The organism is Clostridium sp. (assembly GCF_036639235.1).
In the GTDB taxonomy this organism is placed as follows: Bacteria; Bacillota; Clostridia; order Clostridiales; family Caloramatoraceae; genus Clostridium_AB.
Genome location: NZ_JAVWJB010000034.1, coordinates 1 through 20958, shown reverse-complemented (window position 1 = coordinate 20958; position 20958 = coordinate 1). Strand labels below are relative to the sequence as shown.

Genomic DNA, 20958 nt, shown 5'->3' with positions numbered 1-20958 from the left:
GCTTAGCTTGAACCTTTTTTATTTATTATTAACGTTTTTAAGGTTAGTTATTCTATGAGATGCAGCTTTACGAAGTCTATTCATAACAGCCATACCTACTCCCTCATCACTAAATCCTTCACTATATATAACATCTACTCCAACCTTATCACATTCTCTAAGTACATCAAATAATCTTGATGCAACCTCTGATAGGTTATCTCTTGAACCTATATTAAGAACATATTCACTACTATACTTATCTAGATTCTCAGCTGTAGATATAACCATTACCTTCTTACCACTATTTGTTAACTTTAAAGTGTTACAGTTAATATAATCTACAACGTCTTTAGAATCTCCCATAACTATCTCCATTTCTGATTCCGGTGCATAGTGTCTATACTTCATTCCTGGAGATCTTGGTGCAACCCCCTCTAAAGTCTTCATAATAGCCGGGTCAATCTCAACATTAAGTCCCATTTCTTCTATCATCTCAAGTGTAATAGCACCTGGTCTAAGTATAATTACCTTATCAGAAGCCACTTCAACTACTGTTGATTCAAGTCCACACTCTGAAACATCTCCACCTATAATCATACTAACTCTACCTGATAGATCACGAATACAGTGTTCTACTGTAGTAGGTGATGGCTTACCTGATAAATTAGCTGAAGGTGCAGCTATTGGGACTCCTGACTCTCTAATTATATCTCTTGCTATTTTAGCAAGGGGCATTCTTATAGCAACGCTACTAAGTCCCGCTGTTACTTCCATAGGTATTATATCCTTCTTAGGAAGTATTATAGTTAATGGCCCTGGCCAAAACTTATCTATTAACTTCTTAGCACTAAAAGGAACCTCGCTAACATATTCACTTATATCCTTATCAGCAACATGGACAATAAGTGGGTTGTCCTGTGGTCTTCCCTTAGCCTTAAATATCTTATCACAGGCATCCTTGTCTAAGGCATTTGCTCCCAGCCCATATACTGTTTCCGTTGGGAATACAACAGTGTTTCCTGCCTTTATGCAGTTTGCTGCTTCCTTAATAACAGATTCATCCTTACTTATATAATAAACCTTAGTATCCATTTTCTCCTCCTAAGTTCCCTTAAACAATAGTAGTAATAATAAGCCCTAGTATTACACCAATAATTACTGATATTGTTGAGAAAACTCCTTTAAATAGATTTTTGCTTTCTGGGATTAATTCTCCACAAACTATGTAAAGCATTGTCCCCCCAGCAAACCCTAGGGAAATTGATATAAACATTCTTGATACATCTGCTATAAGCGCACCACACATTCCTCCTACCGCTGTAGGTAGTGCGGTTAATGCAGTTAATAGAAGTATCTTACCTCTTCCCATAGAACTTCTAAGTAGTGGTGCTGCAACTGTTGCACCCTCTGGTATGTCATGAAGTCCTATAACAATACAAAGTCCTATACCAAGACTTTGACCTGCTGCAAAGGAAGAGCCTATAGCAATTCCCTCAGGAAAATTATGTGCTGCAAGTGATATTGCAAGAAGTATTGATGTTTTTATGTGACTTCCCTTAGACTTAATAAAGTCAGTAGATGGTAAAAATATATCAACTAGGCTTACGAAAGCAACTCCAATAACTATTCCTATAAGAGCCTGATTAATACCACCCATATGTATTGCCTCAGGTATAAGATCAAATGTAACAACAGAAATCATAAGCCCTGCTGCTATTGACATTATACTTGATATAATTGCGTTATTCTTCCCTTTGAAAAGTGTTCCTATTATCCCTCCTAAAAGGGTTCCAAACAAGGACACTCCACCTGCTATAAGGGTAATTATTAAAACCTTAAACAAATTACATCTCCTAAAATACTTATATGTATTAATCTATTTATATTCTAGGAATTATATTCTTTAAAGCTTATATTCAACCATAAACTTTTTAATGTGTTCTATAGCTGACTTAGAAAAATTTATATTGTATTGTGACTTATACATTGCGTATAGTAGATAATACTTTCTTGAACCGCTTTTTTTGATTTCAAGATAGTTTAAACTTTCATCTTCATATAGATGTTTAACCTCACTATAAGTTGAGCGAAGATACGTGTTTTTCTTAACTACATTTTCTGTTAGAGGTTTGTATTTTCTACGTCCACCTGCTTTAGTTACAATAAGAACATTAAAGTCTCCTCTTTTGTCACTTATAGCATCAACATAAAGAATTCTGTCCATAGGCACAATATATCCACTATCAATATATCCTCCACCTATTTTAAGTTTATCACCTTCAACCTCAAATGATATCTTCTCCTCTGAAAGTACCTTAACAATGTTAAGTAGTAGAAGAAAGTCTACAACAATAACATAAATAAATGAAAAATAAGAATCAAACCCTTCTAGAATTCCTGCACCACTTAATACAGTAACAAGGTAAACCATAATTATCATTAAGGCTATACTTATTCCTATATCACGCTTTCTACTGAAACTTTCCTTTTTTAAGGTTTTTTTGATACCTAATGTATTTTCACTTCCCATTATTACACATCCTTAAACATATTCTTTAAAGACTCCTTATCCCTCTTAAATGTTATTACAAAGAACCTACCCCTCTCTGATTTTATAAGGGTAAGTATTCCTCCCTGCTTCATAACATTAAGCTCAGATACTAAAATTCTTTTTTTTCTAAGAACTCCTTTAAAGTTAATCCCGAGTCCATCTATATTTATATCGTATACAAACAGTCTCAGGTAAACCATAATCAGGATTATGTCAATTGCTATGTTGATTGCGTTAATGTGTGTTGGCATTACTTTAAAAAACATAGAAAAGTATAATATCATAATACCAACTATTAATAAAGGAAAAAGAAAATACACAAATCTATCTACTTTGAATTCCTTCATAACTTCCTCCCTATATTCAAAAGAGCCCCCTTATCCATTTGGATTAGAGGGCATAAATTTTAGCCTAACTGCTTAAGCTTCTCTGCTTGATCTGCTGTAATAAGTCCATCAATAGCCTCATCTATATCTCCATCTAGGAATGCATCCATTCTGTATACAGTAAGTCCTATTCTATGGTCAGTAATTCTTCCCTGTGGATAGTTGAAAGTTCTAATTCTCTCACTTCTATCTCCCGTTCCTACCTGACTCTTTCTGTCCTTAGCAATTTCACTTTGCTGCTTAGCAAGTTCCATTTCGTATATTCTAGCCTTAAGAATCTTAAGAGCCTTCTCTCTATTCTTGATCTGTGACTTCTCATCCTGCATTGAAACAACAATTCCTGTAGGAAGGTGGGTCATTCTAACAGCTGAGTCAGTTGTATTAACGCACTGTCCACCGTTACCTGATGCTCTAAATACGTCAACCTTAATATCGTTAGCGTTGATCTGTACTTCTACATCTTCAACTTCAGGAAGTACTGCAACAGTCGCCGTTGAAGTATGGATTCTACCACTTGTTTCTGTTTCAGGAACTCTTTGTACTCTGTGTACTCCACTTTCGTACTTAAGCTTTGAATAAGCTCCATGTCCCTTAATCATAAATACAACTTCCTTAAATCCACCGATACCAGTTTCGTTAGCTGACATAATTTCTGTTTTCCAGCCCTGTCTTTCTGCATATCTTGTGTACATTCTAAATAGAACGCTAGCAAATAGAGCAGCTTCATCTCCACCTGCTCCCCCTCTAATTTCAACGAATACGTTCTTAGAGTCATTAGGGTCCTTAGGTAGTAGTAGTAGTTGAAGTTCTTCTTGAAGCACTTGCTTAGAAACAACAAGCTCCTTAAGTTCTTCTTCAACAAGCTCCTTCATATCTCTATCTAGCTTATCTTGAAGCATTTCTTTATCTTCTGCAATTCTTCTCTCTGCATCTTTGTATTCTCTATACTTAAGAACTATTTCCTCAAGTGAACTATGCTCTTTACATAGTTTTTGGAATAGATTGCTATCTGCAACTATTTCTGGGTCACTAATCTTAGCTGATAATTCTTCATATTTCTCTTCTATAAAATCTAACTTATCTAACATAATTCCTCACTCCATTTATAAGTTTACGACTATTAATTATAACATAATTTTTAATTTTAAACACCTTATTATGTAATTACAAGTAATTTCTTAAATTTCTTAAAACCTATCTTCTACCTATAACTACCCTATCAAGTCCTGGAAGATCCTTAATAACTTCTACGTCATAATATCCTGCTGACTCCATAATTTGTTTAACGTCCTCACCCTGATCATGTCCAATCTCATATGCAAGATATCCTCCCTCATTAAGAAGACATAATGCCTCTGAGGTAATCTCTCTATAGAATATAAGACCATCATCTCCACCATCAAGGGCTGACATAGGCTCATAGTCACGAACCTCCGTCATTAAAGTATCTATAACCTTGGTTCTAATATAAGGTGGGTTAGATACTATAAGGTCAAGCTTCTCTGTGCTGTCTAGTAGACTTGTAAGCTTATCTGAACGTAGAATAGTTACCCTATCACTTACACCGTTAAGCTCAGCATTTTCCTTAGTTATCTTAAGTGGAGTATCCATAATATCAAGTGCATACACTATACTTGTCTCTATCATCTTAGCAAGTGTAACGCTTATAGCTCCACTTCCACATCCAACATCAGCTATCTTAAAAGGATCCTTAACATGGATCTTATTAAGTATAACTTCAATTAAAGTTTCAGTATCGCATCTTGGTATTAATACACCCTCTTCCACCTTAAAGTTAAGTCCCATAAATTCCTGATAACCAGTTATATATTGTAAAGGTTTCCCTTTTTGTCTCTCTTTTATAAGGGAAGTAAATACTTTAAGGTCTTTTTCCTTAAGTTCAATTTCCCTATTCATAAAAAGATAGCTTCTATCAACATTAAGTACATGGCACATTATAAGCTGAGAGTCTAGTAATGGAGTACTCGAGTCACCAAGTGAATCTGCCCCTTCTTTAATAGCCTCAAATAACTTTACCATCTATCATCTTCTCCTTCTTTAACAACAGCTTCAAGTGCTTTAATAGCAACTTCAATCTGCTCATCCTCTGGTTCCCTAGTTGTAAGGTTTTGTAGCCAAAGCCCTGGAACCGCTATTATCCTTGAAAGTGCTGAATCACACCCTCCCTGCCACTTAATAACTTCATATGAAATCCCAGCTATAAGTGGTAGCAGTATAATTCTAAGTATAATTCTTTGTGTAAGGTTTGGCCAACCAAATACTGAAAACACAAAAATTCCTACTATTATAACAGTTAACATAAAGTTAGTTCCGCATCTTGGATGAAGTCTACCAAACTTTTTAACATTCTCAACTGTAAGTTCTTCCCCTGCTTCATAGCAGAATATGGTTTTATGTTCTGCACCATGATACATAAAGGTTCTCTTAATATCCTCAAGTTTTCCTATAAAGTATATATAAGAAAGGAATATAACAACCTTAATTAAACCTTCAAATAAGTTAATTATAATAGTGCTTCCTGTAACATGCCTTGCAAGATCTGCTATCACTGTTGGTAAAAGTGCAAAGAATAGTAGGGATATCCCAAATGATAATACTAGAGTTCCTCCAAGTATTAACTTATCCTTTGTAGATTTTTTCTCACCAACTCTATGCTCATTCCCCTCTGCAATATCAGCAGAATCAGTTAATGTCTTCATGCCTGTTATTAAGGAGTCAATTAATGCAACTGTTCCCCTTATAATAGGTAGAGATAAAAACTTATTCCTCTTAACTAAAGGGGTTTTGTTTTCTTTTTTAACGTATATTGTACCATCTTCCCTGCGTACAGCTACAGCCATAGTGCTAGGTCCCCTCATCATTACACCTTCTATAACTGCCTGGCCGCCTATATTAGTTTTTTTAGACATAACCCTCTCCTCAATAAATATAAAATAGATATTATTGAATTCCCCTCATCTTAATATAGCATTCACTACATACAGATTCGTATGAAACCTTATCAAAACTATCTATAGCAATCTGCTCCCCTTCAAATACAAATTCCCCATTAATAAGTCTTGCATTTTGGGTAGCTTTTTTGCCGCATCTACATATAGTCTTAAGTTCCTCAATGCTGTGGGCTATTAGTAGAAGCCTTGTACTTCCTTCAAATCCATTCATCTGAAAATCTGTTCTAAGCCCATAGCATACCACTGGAATATTAAGCTTAACTGCTATATGTAGTAGCTGGTCTACCTGACATGACTTAAGAAATTGTACCTCATCTACTAATATACAATCAGGTCTCTTATCCCTTTCTATTAAGCCACATGCATAGTTATATATATTAAAGTCCACATCAATAAGCTTATCTACCCTACGAGTGGCCCCTATTCTCGAAACAATACTATCTTTACCTTTGCTGTCTACCTGAGGCTTTATAACAATAACATTCATGCCTCTTTCTTCATAATTATGTGCAACTTGAATTAAGGCAGTAGACTTACCACAGTTCATTGCACCATATCTAAAGTATAATTTACTCATCTTAATTCACCTTTTTCTGAACTTTATAAGCTAATTTAGATATAAAAAAAGACCGGTAATGCCGGCCCTTTATTATTTCTCTTCTGATAAGTTGTATTTCTTCATGAACTTCTCAATTCTTCCACCAGTATCAAGCACCTTATGCTTTCCAGTGAAGAATGGATGACACTTTGAACATACTTCTACCTTAAGCTCATCTTTACATGAACCTGTAGTAAAAGACTCACCACAAGCACATTTAACAACTGATTCGTTGTTGTAGTTTGGATGAATTCCTTCTCTCATGCGTTCCACCTCTTTCTTACCGTTAGTTAATATTTTAAGCTTCTACAGAATCGTAGATTAACATTCTTAACAGACATTAACCTGTCTAATCGTAGGTCAAACTCCCCGAAAACCGTGTTATACAACAGCCTTCGTTCATGTCAACTCTAACATTATAACATAGGCAATATTTATTAGCAACCTCTTACAGTAGATTTTCGTTCTTTGCAATTTTTGGGAAAATCTCAACAAACTCTTCATTTGACTGGGTTTTAGCCATTATGTTTAGAAGCTTTTCTGTGGCTTCATGTGAAACACTTCCAGAAAGTAGTCTTCTAACTGATGTTGAAATAGCAATTTCTTCCTCTGTAAGAAGTAGATCCTCACGTCTTGTTCCTGATCTATTAATATCTATTGCAGGGAATATTCTTCTTTCCTGAAGTCTTCTATCAAGGTGAAGCTCCATATTACCTGTTCCCTTAAACTCTTCAAATATAACCTCATCCATTCTACTTCCTGTTTCTACAAGAGAAGTAGCAAGTATTGTTAAAGAACCTCCTTCTTTAACGTTTCTTGCAGCTCCGAAGAATTTCTTAGGCTGAGTTAATGCACCTGGGTCTAGTCCCCCTGAAAGAGTTCTTCCTGTTGGCTGAATAATTAGGTTATATGCCCTTGCAAGTCTTGTTAAACTATCCATTAGAATAACAACATCCTTCTTATGCTCAACTAGTCTCTTAGCTCTTTCAAGTGTAAGCTTAGCAACTCTAGCATGGTTGTCTGGCTCCTCATCAAATGTTGAGTAAACAACCTCACCCTTAATACTATCCTTCATATCAGTAACCTCTTCAGGTCTTTCGTCAATTAGTAGAACAATAAGTTCTACATCTGGGTGATTTCTAGTAATAGCATTTGCTATTTTCTTAATAAGTACTGTTTTACCTGCCTTAGGAGGTGCAACTATCATACCTCTTTGTCCACGACCAACCGGTGACAGAATATCTATAAGTCTTGGTGCCATATCACTGCTTATAGTTTCAAGATTAAGCTTCTTATCTGGATATATAGGCGTTAAATCATCAAAATGATTTCTTCTTGATATCTTGTCAGGAGTTATACCATTAACCTCTTGAAGATATACAAGTGCCTTATACTTTTCAGCTTCCTTAGGGTATCTAGCCTTCCCCCTAATCTTATCTCCTGTTCTAAGACCGAATCTTCTAATCTGTGATGGAGATACATAAATATCTCTTTGACCTTGCTGGTAATTATCTATTCTTAAAAATCCATATGATTGATTATCTATATGTTCAAAAATTCCTTGAACAGTATCAGCATCCTGTAATAGTGACTGCATCTTCTGTCTTTTGTCTTCATCTATATCGTGAAGCTTCATATTATTATTTGTAGTCGGTCTGTTTTTAGGGGCTATTTTCTCAACAAGCTCAATAGCTGGCTTAACTTCTTCTTCTATAACCTTCTCTATAACTTCTGGAATAGCTTCTTCATTAACTTCTTCTTGCTTATTATTCCCTAAAATCTGCTCTATTAATTCACTTTTTCTGTACTTAGAAACAGCTTTTATACCCATTTCTTTACCTAACTGTCTCAGTTCGTCTAATGTCTTTTCTTTTAAAGACTCAAAATTCATAACGCACCTCCGTTATCCCATATGTAATATATATAAACACTTTAATTAAAACTCAAAAATAAAATTGAAAATATCAAATCCGACATACAATCTAGATATGATTAAACGACATTTTTTAAAAATAGGAAACCTAAGAAATAAAATATATTTTACTTATATATTTTATAGTTGACAATAATAAAAGTAAAGTTAAATATAAAATGCAAATTATTCATATTTTGTCTATAAGTTTTGCCATTTTTTTAGATATTTAACCCTAAATTATCATAAAACATACTACCTAAATACTATATTCAACTTATATTCCTAAAATCCTCTTTACAATTTGAAATTTAACATAAAATAATTCTAATATAACAGTTAATTTTATGTTAAAGCTAAAAAAGTTGGCACATAAGTGCCAACTTTAAAATTCTATATAAGTTAAATTACTTCTTGCTAAGATTGTGGATTGTATCAACAAATCTAATTGTTCCAGTCTTGGCTCTCATAACTATTGATTGAGTCTTAGCCACATCGTTTTTGTAGTTAACAACTCCCTTAAGTAGATCCCCATCTGATACTCCAGTTGCAGCAAAGTAAACTTCATCACCCTTAACAAGATCTTCAAGTGTTAGAAGTTTAGTATGGTCTTCAATCCCCATCTTCTTACATCTTTCAATTTCCTCATCGTTTTCTGGGTAAAGTCTTGCCTGCATGTCTCCACCAAGACACTTAACAGCAGCTGCAGCAATAACACCCTCTGGTGCACCACCAATACCTACCATTATATCTACTCCTGTGTCTTCAAATCCAGTTGCTATAGCTGAGGCAACGTCTCCGTCAGTAATAAGCTTCATTCTAGCTCCTACTTTTCTAACCTCATCCATTAAATGGCTATGTCTTTCTCTATCTAGCATAATAACAGTAACGTCTTCTACCTTCTTACCTAGTGCCTTAGCAACATTCATAATGTTTTCGCTAAGTGGTGCATCTAGACTTACACATCCAGCTGCTCTAGGACCTACTGCTATTTTGTCCATGTACATATCAGGTGCATGAAGTAAGCATCCTTTTCTAGCTATACCTACAACAGCAATTGCATTTGGAACTCCCTTTGCAACAAGGCTAGTTCCATCTAGTGGGTCAACAGCAATATCAACTTCAATTGACTGCTCATCACCGTGTCCTACCTTCTCTCCTATATATAGCATTGGAGCTTCGTCCATTTCACCTTCTCCAATAACTACAGTTCCTCTAATATTTAAAAGGTCAAAGCTTTTTCTCATTCCGTCTACTGCAGCTTGATCCGCAGCAATCTTGTCGCCTCTACCCATAAGTTTTGCTGAACCTAGTGCAGCTGCTTCTGTAACTCTAACTAATCCAAGGGCTAGATCTCTATCCATATTAATATCCTCCTAATGTGCTATAACATTCCAATTCATATAATATTAATTATATACATCTTTATAAAACCATGTCAACTAAACCACGTGTTATTTAACATAAAAATAGCATATGTGCTATATTATTGACCTAATAGTATAGTTTATTTATATGAATTAATTAGCTTTTGTAACATTTTAACCGCAAAGCATGGATTGTTTGATATCCCAACTTCACCTGCAAGCATAAACCCATTTGCACCTGCTTTAATTGAGTGATATATATCACTTATTTCTCCGATAGTAGGAATCCTCTCTTTTTTAGATGATTCAAGTACATAAGTTGCAATTACAAATGGCTTTAAACTTTTTTCCATTTTGCTTAAAAGACTTGTTTGAATTATAGGCATCATGTGTAGTGGTATTTCTGCACGAAGGTCTCCCCTACCAAGCATTATACCGTCACTAACCTCTAATATTTCATCAAAATTTTCAATGGCTTCACTACATTCAACCTTAGCCCACACCTTAGGATATCTAAAGTTCTTAGTTCCTTTACATGCCTCTATGTATTTTCTAACCTCTAAAATATCATTCTTCGTAGATACATATGAGGCACATATAATATCTACACCTTTTTTAAGACCCCACTCAATATCCTGTCTATCTTTTCGCGAAATCTCTAATTTACTTCTATCGATTCCAGGAAGGTTAAGTCCCTTTTCTGCCCTAACTATTCCTCCCTTAACAACCTCAGCCATAATAAACTTCTGATCCTTTTTAATTATTCTAAACTGCATAGTAGCATCCTTCATAAAAATCTGCTTAGCACCTAAAAGATCTGAAAACTTACCATGATAATTAATCGGTATAAGAGGGTATTTTGATGTTCTAACACGGGCTTTGTATAGGTCTTCTAAACAAAAGATAACTATATCATCCCTGCGAACAAATAGTTCCCCTGAAAAATCCCTAGAAACACGAAGCTTATTTCCCTGAAGGTCTTGCATAATTTCAACCTCAGGGTATCTACGCTTCATTCCCATTATAAGCTCTTCAATTTTACTATACTGAGCATGGGAAAAATTAAACCTTGAAGTTGTCATTCCACTCTCTACTAGTCTACCAATATCATCTATCGTATTTATTTTAGGGCCCATAGAACAAACTATATACATTATGTACACCTCTTTTATATTATGTAATGAAAAAGCCCTTTTGGTTTCCCCAAAAGAGCATAAGTATAATTACTTTATGAAGCCTTCCCAGTCCTTCATAAACTTATCAATTCCAATATCAGTTTGAGGATGCTGGCTCATCTGCTTAAGAACCTTAAATGGTACAGTTGCTATATGACTTCCTGCGATTGCACTATTAAGAGCATGCATAGGATGTCTTATACTTGCTGATATAATTTCAGTATCTATACCGTGGATTTCAAAAACAGATACAATATCCTCTATAAGCTTAATTCCATCCTGTGAAACATCATCAAGACGTCCTACAAATGGGCTAACGTAAGTAGCTCCACTTCTAGCTGCAAGTAGTGCCTGAGTTGCTGAGAATATAAGAGTAACGTTAGTCTTAATCCCTTGAGCTGAAAGAACCTTAACCGCTTTAAGACCTTCAAGGGTCATAGGTATCTTAATAACTATGTTGCTATGAATCTTAGCAAGTTCTAAGCCTTCCTTAATCATGCCCTCTGACTCAAGGCTAATAACCTCAGCACTTATAGGTCCATCAACTATGTCAGTAATTTCTTTAACTACTTGAACAAAGTCTCTACCTTCCTTAGCTATTAGTGATGGGTTAGTTGTAACACCACAAATAATACCCCATGACTCTGCTTCTTTAATTTCTTCAATATTCGCTGTATCAATAAATAGTTTCACGAATGTACCTCCCATAAAATATTCCTAAAATTATTTTAGAACCCTTTTTGATTTATTATCTATAATCCCTATATACTTAAGTAAGTTTAGCATATCATTCATGTATTTTTCAATAATATCATCAATATAAGGAGTTTTTCCAAAGAAGGCAATTTCCATTCCCGAATTAGGGCATGCAACTATGTTAATGTTTTTTTCTAGTATATCTCTTCTCTTAACTGTAAATATATGATATGTGTCACAAGTTATACACTTAATCTTTAAGATGATATCCGATAGGCTAGACCCAATAAGAACCAGGTCATTACCGCAGCTACACTTTAAAATATTATTGTCCTTCATATTAAATATATTAAAATCAGAAACATTGTACTTTGAACATTCACTGCACTTAACAGCTATCTTACCATCTGCATTCAATATCATATAATTCACCTCCATATTAATGTTTATTCTTTATAAAAAGGGAAATTCCTTTTATTTTTCACAAAAAACTATCAAAAAAACTATAATTTCAATACATTTTATAGTTTTACCCTAAAAAACACATTAAATACACCAAAAAAGGCCTCAAATTAAATTTGAAGCCTTCAATTATTAACATAATCCACACATTATAATTTACTATTTAAATAGTGAGCTATACTTATTCACAATATTAACTTTAGTCTAACTTAGTTATTGTAAGTGTAAGTATATTATGACTTACAGCTACCTTCTTAGTTTCGATTATATAGTCAAGTTCTATAACTCCACCTTCGTCTGTAATATCTATTTTAATTTTTCTAGTTTTTACACCCACCTCAAATGCACCATGTTTTGTTCCATATAAACTAACATGATCTTCTAATAACTTAAATGAAAGATTAGAGTTTGTAGAACCTTCACGTATAAGATTAACTCTATCCGGGTAAATTTCAATTCTTGTGTGAGTTCCCTTCATTCCAGAAATCTCACTTTCATCATATTCCCCTAAATAATAGTCTCCCATATTCTTAAATGTTCCCTCAGTTACAAGCTCTACCTCATCAATATCATCTTCAAATGTTTGAATAGTCTTTACCGAAATAAGTACTTTAATTGAATCGTCCATTAATAATTACCTCCAAAATAAACACTAATTAATCAATCTGCTAATAAAAACACCAGACTGTTATGAAAAATTTGTTTATCTATAATCTAAATTAATATCTTTCTATATCTATCTCAACAATATCTTCGATTTTACGATTTAGGAATCTTTCCCCAACAGTTACAAACTTTTTAGCATTATCACTTACAAAGTATTTATATATACCCCTATCACCTTCACTATTAAGTATATTAAGATCTTTAAGTATTAAGCGAAGTTCAATTGCTGTTTCACGTGCTGGGTTAATTAGTGTAACATCTTCTCCCATAACTCTTTGAACCACATTATTAAGTAATGGATAATGTGTACATCCCATAACTAAGCTATCTACTCCTATTTCTTTTAGGTTTTGTAGATATTCCTTAGCTATCATATAAGAAACTTCCTTCTCACTCCATCCCTCTTCAACTATTGGAACAAAAAGTGGGCATGGTGTTGAGAAAATTTCTATTTCATTACATATATTTTCAACAGCCTTTGAGTAGGCTCCACTTGAAACCGTCCCCTCTGTGCCGATTATTCCTATTTTATTGTTTTTAGTTGTAGTCGCCGCTGCTCTTGCCCCTGGGTTTATAACCCCAATTACAGGCACAGAAAATTTATCCTTAACAGCATCTAGTGCAAAGGCTGAGGCAGTGTTACATGCTATAACTATTGCCTTAACATTTTCAGTTTCTAAAAACCTTGATATTTGAAGGGAAAACTTCTCTATTGTAAGCTTTGATTTATTACCATAAGGTACCCTTGCAGTATCTCCGAAATAAACTATATCTTCACTAGGTAGTATGTCCATTATTTCCTTAGCAACAGTAAGTCCTCCAATTCCCGAGTCAAAAACCCCTATTGGCCTTCTCATATAACTTCCCACCTTCTATATGCTCATCTTGTATTTTAACCTTTTTATTATATCACAAACTAAATCATAGGGTAGAATTTTTTCACAATGAAAAGCAAGGGCTACTTACATTAAATGTAGTAACCCTTACCTAAAAAATAATACTCTAATTACATTGTAAGTTCTCCATTTGGAGTTTCTATAATCTTAAGTATGTTTTCTTCCTTACCAGTTGTAGCATTAATGTATACTATGTACTTCTCTGAGTTTTTCTCAACTACATATTCATAACAAAGAACTTCCTTTGAACCATCTATAGGAATTAATGCAAGTCTTACACTGTTAAGCTTAGCTTTCTTAGATATTTCTGATGCTAAAGCCTTGTAGTTTAAGGTTGGCTTCTCAATATTTCTATCACTGCTATGATCCTTAAGGAAAGTGTGTGACTCAACACCTATAACCTCTCCATTATCAAGTGCTACCTTAATCTTAACCTGATCGCTATAAACTATAACTCCATCCTTAACATAAACATAGTTAATAACAGCTGTATTATCATACTTCATAGCGTAAAGTGGAACCATTTTAGGGTACGGATTATTATTAATAAACTTAGTACCAGCAGAAATTGCCTGCTTCATATTAAGCTTCCCTACTCCAACTGCTCTGTTATTTATCATATATACTAGCTTACCTCCGTTTTTGCTAATATCCATATGAACTGTAGAATCATCTTGTCCCTTTAGAGCTGCAGTAATAGAATATGCAGGTAGTGCGTTGTTCTTAGTTTCACCTGATACCTTAATAGAACTAACCCTATCACTACCTAAAATGCCCCTAGCATTTTCAAGTGCAATCCCCTCTGATACTACCTTCTCATTAAGAATCTTAGGCTTAATATTAAGTGCATTATCTGAGTATGGTCCATCATAAATCATAGTAGGATATTCCTGCATCTGACCTGAAATGTTATTAAACTTAGTATCTACAGCATTCTTAATTTTAGGATCCGATACTGTTTGTACTTGATTACGTATAGTTTCCCAGTCAAAATTTCCTGAAAGTATCTCACTTTCAAGGGCCTTAAGTTGAAGGGTCAAATATGCTGAATAATTCTTAAGGCCATCAATTACCTTGTTAGTATCTTCACTAATAACATTTGACTTCTCTGGATACTTAACTAACATATATGTATAGTCTGAAACCTGAGATAAAAACTTAGAGGTATTACCTATAGCTTCATGTGCAATAGGTAGGCTATGTAGCATATCCTTTGCTGAATTAGCCTCCCTTGATATTTGGTCAAATAACACTGCCCTTTGAGCTTTGGAGCTTGATACAGTAACCTTACTTAAGGAAACCTGCATATCCTTAACATCCTCTAGTAAATTATATAAATTCATCTGATACTGTGCCTTAAGATAATTCTTATACACCTTATTCTCCGAATATGTAACTATTCCAAAGCTTACACTTCCAATAACAAGTATAATAACTAGAAGGGCTACTACATTCTGTTTTCTAAACATAGCTATCACTCCTTACTTAGTAAATCTATGGTTGCCTATTACCTTAACAATAGGTCTTGATAATATCCACTTATTCTTAGTCTTAGCTGGATTATAGAAATATAAACACCCTCCTGATGGGTCCCATCCATTAAGTGCATCCTGTGCAGCCTTCTTAGGTGAACTCTCAAGTTTCTTATCTATCTCCCCATCTCTAGTTGATGAAAATGCTCCTGGTTCATAAACAACACTAGGTATAGAATTAGGGAATCTTGGGTCAGTAACCCTATTCATAATAACAGCACCAACGGCTACCTGCCCTTCATAAGGCTCTCCTCTTGACTCTCCATTAATAGCCTTAGCAAGAAGTAGTTCATCAGTTTGGCTAATATCCCCTGGGCTAGTATTCTCCGGAACCTTATTACTTCCTCCATTTTCAACAGATATTCCAAGGGTAGCTAGAGTCTTATCTCCTGCAATACCATCAACCTTAAGACCTCTGTCTTTCTGCACTTTCTTAACCGCATTGAAAGTATCATATCCATAATAATTATCAGGGGTTCCCTCAAAGAACCCTAGCCACTTAAGCCTCTCTTCGAGTTCCTTTATAGCACTTGAACTAGCCCCTACGTTGTATGTAACTGTAGGCATAGTTGCTGTGTACTTCTTGTAACCTATAATAGATAACCCTGAGAACGCAACAATAAGTGATAACATAAAATACAAGGATAACTTCTTCATAAAATAACCTCCTAAATCACACATATAGGATTATTTTCCTCAAAAAAAGTTATTTTATTCTATAAACTCAAATTTTTTTAAATAAATTTATTAAAAATCCATTTTATAAATATTAATTTTCACCAGGAATTTTTAGAAATATTAAATATATCTTAACCTTTTGGTTAAGTATAGTAGGTTTCAATTGATTAAAATATATACTTAGGGATATAATCAAGATATTATATTATATTAAATATTTAGGAGTTGATTAAATTGAAGATTCTAGCTCTTACAGTATCTGCTGGTAATGGACATAATAAAGCTGCTGAGTCTATTAAAGACTACCTAACCACCCATTATGATAATGTTGAAGTTGAAATATTTGATACGTTAAAATACATTAACCCAGTTCTTAATAAGGTTGTTGTTGGAGGATACTTAACAAGTGTTAAGAATACCCCTGCATTGTACGGTAAGCTTTATGAATACGCAGAAACAGAGGATGCTGTTTCTAATTTTTCAGGATTTGTTAACGATATTTTATCTATTAAGCTTAAGAAGCTTATTGCACGTAAGAAGCCTGACCTTGTATATTGTACACATCCATTTCCTGTTGAAATGGTATCTATTCTTAAGAAGAAGCATAAGGTAGATATTCCAGCTATTGCAATATTAACCGATTATGCACCCCATAGTATTTGGTTCCATAATCATATAGATGGATATGTTATCCCACATGATGATTTTATTCCTGAGGTTAGAGAAAAAGGAGTTCCTAAGGGTAGTATATATCCCCTTGGCATCCCAATTCAGAATTCTTTCCTTGAACCAATTAATAGAGAGGAAGTTTTAAGAGAACTTAACCTTGATATAGATAAGCCTACCCTACTTTTAATGGGTGGTGGACTTGGCATTGGTAACATACCTGATATATATAAGGAACTTTGTTTTAGTAATCTTGATATACAATTTATTATCTGTGCAGGTAATAACAACAAACTTCGTGAACAATTAGAACAGCTTAAGTCTAGAACACTTAAGAATACGGTTATATTAGGATTTACAAGCGAAATACACAGGTATATGTCTGCAAGTGATATTCTTGTTTCAAAGCCAGGTGGACTTACTATTGCAGAGCTTTTAGTTAAGGGACTACCACTTATTATTACCTCTACTATTCCTGGTCAAGAAGAGAAGAATGCAGACTATCTAGTTAATAATGGGATTGCCGCACGGGTTAAGGACCATAGTGAGCTAATTCATCTTATACATCAGTTATATGGAAGCAAGCTACGTTTAAATCACATGAGAGAAATGGCCCTAGAAAAATCTAAACCTAACTCAACACGTGATATAGCAACCCTTATTGTGGAGACCGCAAATAATTATAAACAGTCAAATAAGGTGTAATCTCAATTGAGATTACACCTTATTTTTATATTATGTGTTAACATATTTATTTTATATATTTAGGTATTTAGTAAGTGATAACTGACTTCCTATACAACCTATTAGTGTTCCTGTAACTACAGATATGGGAGTTAACATAAATATTACATCCTTAGCTGATGGCATAATAAATTCACCCATCATATCACTAAGTGATGCTATTACAGTAGGTGAAACCCCTACAAATACAATTGTAACAACTACTATACTTAATATTGACCCAACAAGTCCAATTAACAATCCCTCAATAACAAATGGAAGTCTTATATAGTTGTCAGTTGCACCAATATATTTTGTTATACTTATTTCCTTTCTTCTAACAAACACAGTAACCTTAATAGAATTAGAGATTAATACTACAGAAATAACAGCTAGTACGCTCATAAGCACAACACCTACAACAGCTGTATACTTATTTATTTTTTGAAGAAACTCAGTTACTATATTTCCGTCATTAACCTTATAAACTTCCTTATAGGTAGTTAACTTTTTCTCTACTTCTTTGTTAGTCTCTGGAGACTTTGTTGTTATTTCAAAACTAGATGGAATTGGATTTTCCTCATTCTTTACAACCTCATCAAGTATTCTTTGCATGTCCCTATCGCCATCATTTTTAAAACTATCCTTATACTGTGACAATCCCTTATCAGATGATATATACTCCACCTTCTCAACATTGTCCATTTTCTCAATTTCACTCTTTATAAAGTTTATTTTATCCTCACTAACACCTTTATTTATAAAGGCAACAACCTCAACCTGTTTTTGAAAATTATTTATATTAGTATTAGTTGTATCTACAACTAAATAAAACACTCCAAGTATTGTTAAGGCTATAAAAACAGTTGTTATTGCAACAAATGAAACTAACCTGTTTACAAGTAGTCCCCGCGCTCCATCCTTAACAAGATTCTTTATAGTATTTAACTTCAAAAGCTAGTCCTCCTTAAAGTTATATTTGCTACGTATTATACTAAATCTATACTTTAATCCTATAGATACCCCTCAGGGTCTACAAATTGACCGTTTTTCTTTACTTCAAAATGAAGGTGATTTCCTGTTGAGTACCCTGTAGTACCTACAGTTGCAATTTTTTGCCCCTTAGAAACAGTGTCTCCAACAGAAACTAGTCTTTCAGTATTATGTGCATAGTATGAAACTAATCCTCCACCATGATCTATAGCAATAAAATTACCATATGCATTATGGTATTTAGACATTACAACCTTACCTGAACTTGCTGAAACAACTGGTGTACCAGCAGGAGCTGGTATATCTATACCTGAATGAAGCTTCATTTGTCCTGAAATAGGATGCTTTCTATATCCAAACTTAGATGATATATACTTATGCCCTGGTACTGGCCATGAGAAGTTTCCTCCCTGTTGGTCTCCTCCTCCGGTTGAGCCTCCTCCAGTTGAGCCCCCACCAGTTGAACCTCCTCCAGTTGAGCCTCCTCCAGTTGAACCACCTCCTGGATTTGGTTTAATTTCCTGTTCTAAATCTTCCCTAGAACTTTCAAGTTCATCCAGTTGCTTCTGGCTTAACTTAATATCTGATGATATTTGACCTTGAGCTAATATAAGCTTGTCTATCTCAGACTTTTTCTTAATCTTTAAAGCTTGAAGATTTGCATTTTCCTTAGTAGCTTCAACCTTTTTAGCTTCAAACTCTTTAATTTGTGATTCTAATGTCGCTTTCTTAGCTGATAAATTTTCCTCGAGTGTTTTCGTTTCACTTATAACCTTATCGTTGTTTTTAATCAGACCAAAAACAACCTCTACCCTTCTTAAAAAGTTACTAAAGCTCTTTGATTCAAGAAGTAGTGATATATATCCTACTGATTGCTGCTCATATTCTATTTTAATTATATCAGCCATAATCTTATAGTTTTCATCCATTTTGATTTGGCTTTTTTTAATTTCTTCCTGGATAGATTTATTATCCTTTTCTAAAACAGTAATTCTGCTTGTTAATTCCTTAAGCTTTTTCTCTGAAGTCTCAACTTCAAGGTCAAGCTTTGCAGCCTCTGCTTCAATTTGCTTTCTATCCTTCTTTGTTTGTTCTAATTTGTTTTGATAATCCTTAATCTCTTCTTTTTTATTTGATATTTCATTTTTAGAAGCCTTGGCTACCCCTAGCTCCGTATATGTAAACATATTGTAAATCATAGTAACAATTAATAAACTTGCAATAACTTTTTTCATAATTATCCTCCTATTTAAAGAGCAATCCAGAATCATTTTTCCTGAATTTATAACTTAAAATGACAAATTACCCCTCCTTTCTAGTTATAAAAATTATATTATAAAGTAAAAATCATTACAAGTATACAAAAAACACTAAAAAATGGATGCCTTACATTGAAGGACATCCATTTATATAAATTTATTGGGGGGCTAATTCATTAATCCCTTTAAAACCTCAACAGCTTTAAATTTGAATTTTACATTAGTGTTTTCCTTTTTAGCATTAACCTTTTCAAGTTCTTCATCTGTTAAAACCTTTGAAAGTTCTGACTGCATTTCCTTATCTGCAACAGCATTCTTTACATCTATAAAGCATAGTGGAGGAAACATTACACACCACCAGTTCTTACCTTCTCCATTTCCTAAAACTATTCTAAAAGCCTCATACTCTCCACTTGGGAAAACAATATCTCCATAACTCTTTACTGGAAAGTCAAACTTCGAAAGTTTAGCTGAAGCTGTGTAGGTTTGTCCATTATCTGAAAGTTCTTTATTAGCAATAGCGATAATCTTATCCTTATTACTATTTAGTATATCCTTTGACTGTTCAATTGACTTACTCTCTTTAAGTAGAGGCTGCACGTACTTAATAACCTCATCCTTAACCTTAAGCTTAACAGCTTGGTCAACATTACTATCACTATTAGCTAAAACGTGGAATCTTACCACCTTATTCTTAAATTCATTCTGCTTTGTATATATATAACCTCCAACAGATGCTACTACTGTAGCTGCTACTAGAGAAGTAATTATTAATTTCTTTGAATTTCTTTTTATAAATTCCTTAATCATGTTTATTCCCCCTTAACCCTTTGTATTATAATCTTGTCCACATTTTCAAAAGTTTATACATATCATTTAAAAATTTTTTAAGAAACTCAATAATAATTTTTATATCTCTTATATATCTAACTAAAAATAGGCGGTTTCAAAGCTTATTAGCTTTAAAACCACCTATTTTATTTACTTGCTATCTCCAAATCTTTGAATGTTTACATCAACCTTAAAATCAATTTCTGCATTTCTAAATGCAGTATCCCAGTCCTTATTAGCCTTATAAACCTTAGGATGATATTTAATCATATATTCATTAAATCCTAGATAATCAAGGCCTATCTCATTTTGGAAGTAGTCTGTTATTTCTATTAACTGTCTACTCATATGTTGAATAACCTTATCCTCTAAATCTCTAGCTGTTTTATTATCAAAAATCTGCTTTTGGAATGCATAGTTAGTAACACCACCATATAGATTATACTTAACAGTAAACTTAATATTCTTCTCGTCTCCTGTAAAATGTATATATTTTTCAACTTTAGTCATTTTAAAGCTTGTTAATGTATCCTCAATTCTCATATACTCCATAATATTACTATCTACACCATGAAAAAACTTATATCCACGTACCTCACGTGAACTCATAGTT

General features: G+C 33.8%; 23 protein-coding genes. 1 reads left to right on the top strand and 22 read right to left on the bottom strand.

Annotated elements, in window-relative coordinates:
* Positions 1–18 precede the first annotated feature (18 nt).
* The 18 genes from RR539_RS08265 to sleB all read right to left on the bottom strand — a co-directional run bounded on the left by RR539_RS08265 (position 19) and on the right by sleB (position 15852).
* The gene (locus RR539_RS08265) at positions 19–1074 is read right to left on the bottom strand and encodes an L-threonylcarbamoyladenylate synthase (protein ID WP_332473521.1); all 1056 of its coding nucleotides are present in this window, start codon (positions 1072–1074) and stop codon (positions 19–21) included.
* Positions 1075–1093: 19 nt separating this feature from the next.
* Positions 1094–1825, bottom strand: coding sequence for a ZIP family metal transporter (locus RR539_RS08260; RefSeq protein WP_332473520.1), 732 nt, complete (start codon positions 1823–1825; stop codon positions 1094–1096).
* Between the two features lie 60 nt (positions 1826–1885).
* Positions 1886–2512 carry a hypothetical protein gene (locus RR539_RS08255; RefSeq protein ID WP_332473519.1) on the bottom strand — a complete coding sequence of 209 codons (627 nt, stop codon included), beginning with the start codon at positions 2510–2512 and terminating at the stop codon, positions 1886–1888.
* A gap of 2 nt (positions 2513–2514) precedes the next feature.
* Complete coding sequence (locus RR539_RS08250) at positions 2515–2880, bottom strand: hypothetical protein (RefSeq protein WP_332473518.1); 366 nt, start codon at positions 2878–2880, stop codon at positions 2515–2517.
* A gap of 59 nt (positions 2881–2939) precedes the next feature.
* Complete coding sequence (gene prfA, locus RR539_RS08245; RefSeq protein WP_332473517.1) at positions 2940–4007, bottom strand: peptide chain release factor 1; 1068 nt, start codon at positions 4005–4007, stop codon at positions 2940–2942.
* Positions 4008–4113: 106 nt separating this feature from the next.
* On the bottom strand, positions 4114–4959 hold the full coding sequence (gene prmC / locus RR539_RS08240; RefSeq protein ID WP_332473516.1) for a peptide chain release factor N(5)-glutamine methyltransferase: 846 nt from the start codon (positions 4957–4959) through the stop codon (positions 4114–4116).
* Positions 4953–5849, bottom strand: coding sequence for a DUF1385 domain-containing protein (locus RR539_RS08235; protein ID WP_332473515.1), 897 nt, complete (start codon positions 5847–5849; stop codon positions 4953–4955). Before RR539_RS08235 ends, prmC begins: the two co-directional genes overlap by 7 nt.
* A 31-nt stretch (positions 5850–5880) precedes the next feature.
* On the bottom strand, positions 5881–6468 hold the full coding sequence (locus tag RR539_RS08230; RefSeq protein WP_332473514.1) for a thymidine kinase: 588 nt from the start codon (positions 6466–6468) through the stop codon (positions 5881–5883).
* Positions 6469–6540: 72 nt separating this feature from the next.
* Complete coding sequence (gene rpmE, locus RR539_RS08225; protein WP_332473513.1) at positions 6541–6753, bottom strand: 50S ribosomal protein L31; 213 nt, start codon at positions 6751–6753, stop codon at positions 6541–6543.
* A gap of 184 nt (positions 6754–6937) precedes the next feature.
* A complete protein-coding gene (gene rho, locus RR539_RS08220) occupies positions 6938–8380 on the bottom strand; it encodes a transcription termination factor Rho (protein ID WP_332473512.1) in 1443 nt (480 codons plus the stop codon).
* A gap of 428 nt (positions 8381–8808) precedes the next feature.
* Positions 8809–9765, bottom strand: a complete 957-nt coding sequence (glpX, locus tag RR539_RS08215; protein WP_332473511.1) for a class II fructose-bisphosphatase — start codon at positions 9763–9765, stop codon at positions 8809–8811.
* Between the two features lie 143 nt (positions 9766–9908).
* A complete protein-coding gene (locus tag RR539_RS08210) occupies positions 9909–10904 on the bottom strand; it encodes a pyruvate kinase (RefSeq protein ID WP_332473510.1) in 996 nt (331 codons plus the stop codon).
* A gap of 87 nt (positions 10905–10991) precedes the next feature.
* Positions 10992–11636: a fructose-6-phosphate aldolase gene (fsa, locus tag RR539_RS08205; protein WP_332473509.1), complete on the bottom strand. Its 645-nt coding sequence runs from the start codon at positions 11634–11636 to the stop codon at positions 10992–10994.
* A 30-nt stretch (positions 11637–11666) separates the two neighbouring features.
* Positions 11667–12062, bottom strand: a complete 396-nt coding sequence (locus tag RR539_RS08200) for a hypothetical protein (protein ID WP_332473508.1) — start codon at positions 12060–12062, stop codon at positions 11667–11669.
* A gap of 238 nt (positions 12063–12300) precedes the next feature.
* Positions 12301–12729, bottom strand: a complete 429-nt coding sequence (locus tag RR539_RS08195) for a DUF1934 domain-containing protein (RefSeq protein ID WP_332473507.1) — start codon at positions 12727–12729, stop codon at positions 12301–12303.
* Between the two features lie 91 nt (positions 12730–12820).
* Positions 12821–13624 (bottom strand): glutamate racemase, encoded by an 804-nt coding sequence (gene murI, locus RR539_RS08190; protein ID WP_332473506.1) that lies wholly within the window; start codon positions 13622–13624, stop codon positions 12821–12823.
* A 149-nt stretch (positions 13625–13773) separates the two neighbouring features.
* On the bottom strand, positions 13774–15132 hold the full coding sequence (gene ypeB, locus RR539_RS08185) for a germination protein YpeB (protein WP_332473505.1): 1359 nt from the start codon (positions 15130–15132) through the stop codon (positions 13774–13776).
* A gap of 12 nt (positions 15133–15144) precedes the next feature.
* On the bottom strand, positions 15145–15852 hold the full coding sequence (gene sleB, locus RR539_RS08180; protein WP_332473504.1) for a spore cortex-lytic enzyme: 708 nt from the start codon (positions 15850–15852) through the stop codon (positions 15145–15147).
* 255 nt (positions 15853–16107) lie between these two features.
* Between sleB and RR539_RS08175 the strand changes: the two genes are divergently transcribed.
* Positions 16108–17244 (top strand): MGDG synthase family glycosyltransferase, encoded by a 1137-nt coding sequence (locus RR539_RS08175; protein ID WP_332483641.1) that lies wholly within the window; start codon positions 16108–16110, stop codon positions 17242–17244.
* A gap of 51 nt (positions 17245–17295) precedes the next feature.
* On the opposite strand, the gene ftsX is transcribed toward RR539_RS08175, so the two are convergent.
* From ftsX to RR539_RS08155, 4 genes are all read right to left on the bottom strand, one after another.
* Positions 17296–18216 carry a permease-like cell division protein FtsX gene (gene ftsX / locus RR539_RS08170; protein ID WP_332473502.1) on the bottom strand — a complete coding sequence of 307 codons (921 nt, stop codon included), beginning with the start codon at positions 18214–18216 and terminating at the stop codon, positions 17296–17298.
* A gap of 59 nt (positions 18217–18275) precedes the next feature.
* On the bottom strand, positions 18276–19490 hold the full coding sequence (locus RR539_RS08165) for a murein hydrolase activator EnvC family protein (protein WP_332473501.1): 1215 nt from the start codon (positions 19488–19490) through the stop codon (positions 18276–18278).
* Positions 19491–19682: 192 nt separating this feature from the next.
* Positions 19683–20324 (bottom strand): stage II sporulation protein R, encoded by a 642-nt coding sequence (spoIIR, locus tag RR539_RS08160; RefSeq protein ID WP_332483640.1) that lies wholly within the window; start codon positions 20322–20324, stop codon positions 19683–19685.
* 171 nt (positions 20325–20495) lie between these two features.
* On the bottom strand, positions 20496–20958 hold a 463-nt coding region (locus tag RR539_RS08155), incomplete at its 5' end, for a Ger(x)C family spore germination C-terminal domain-containing protein (protein ID WP_332483639.1).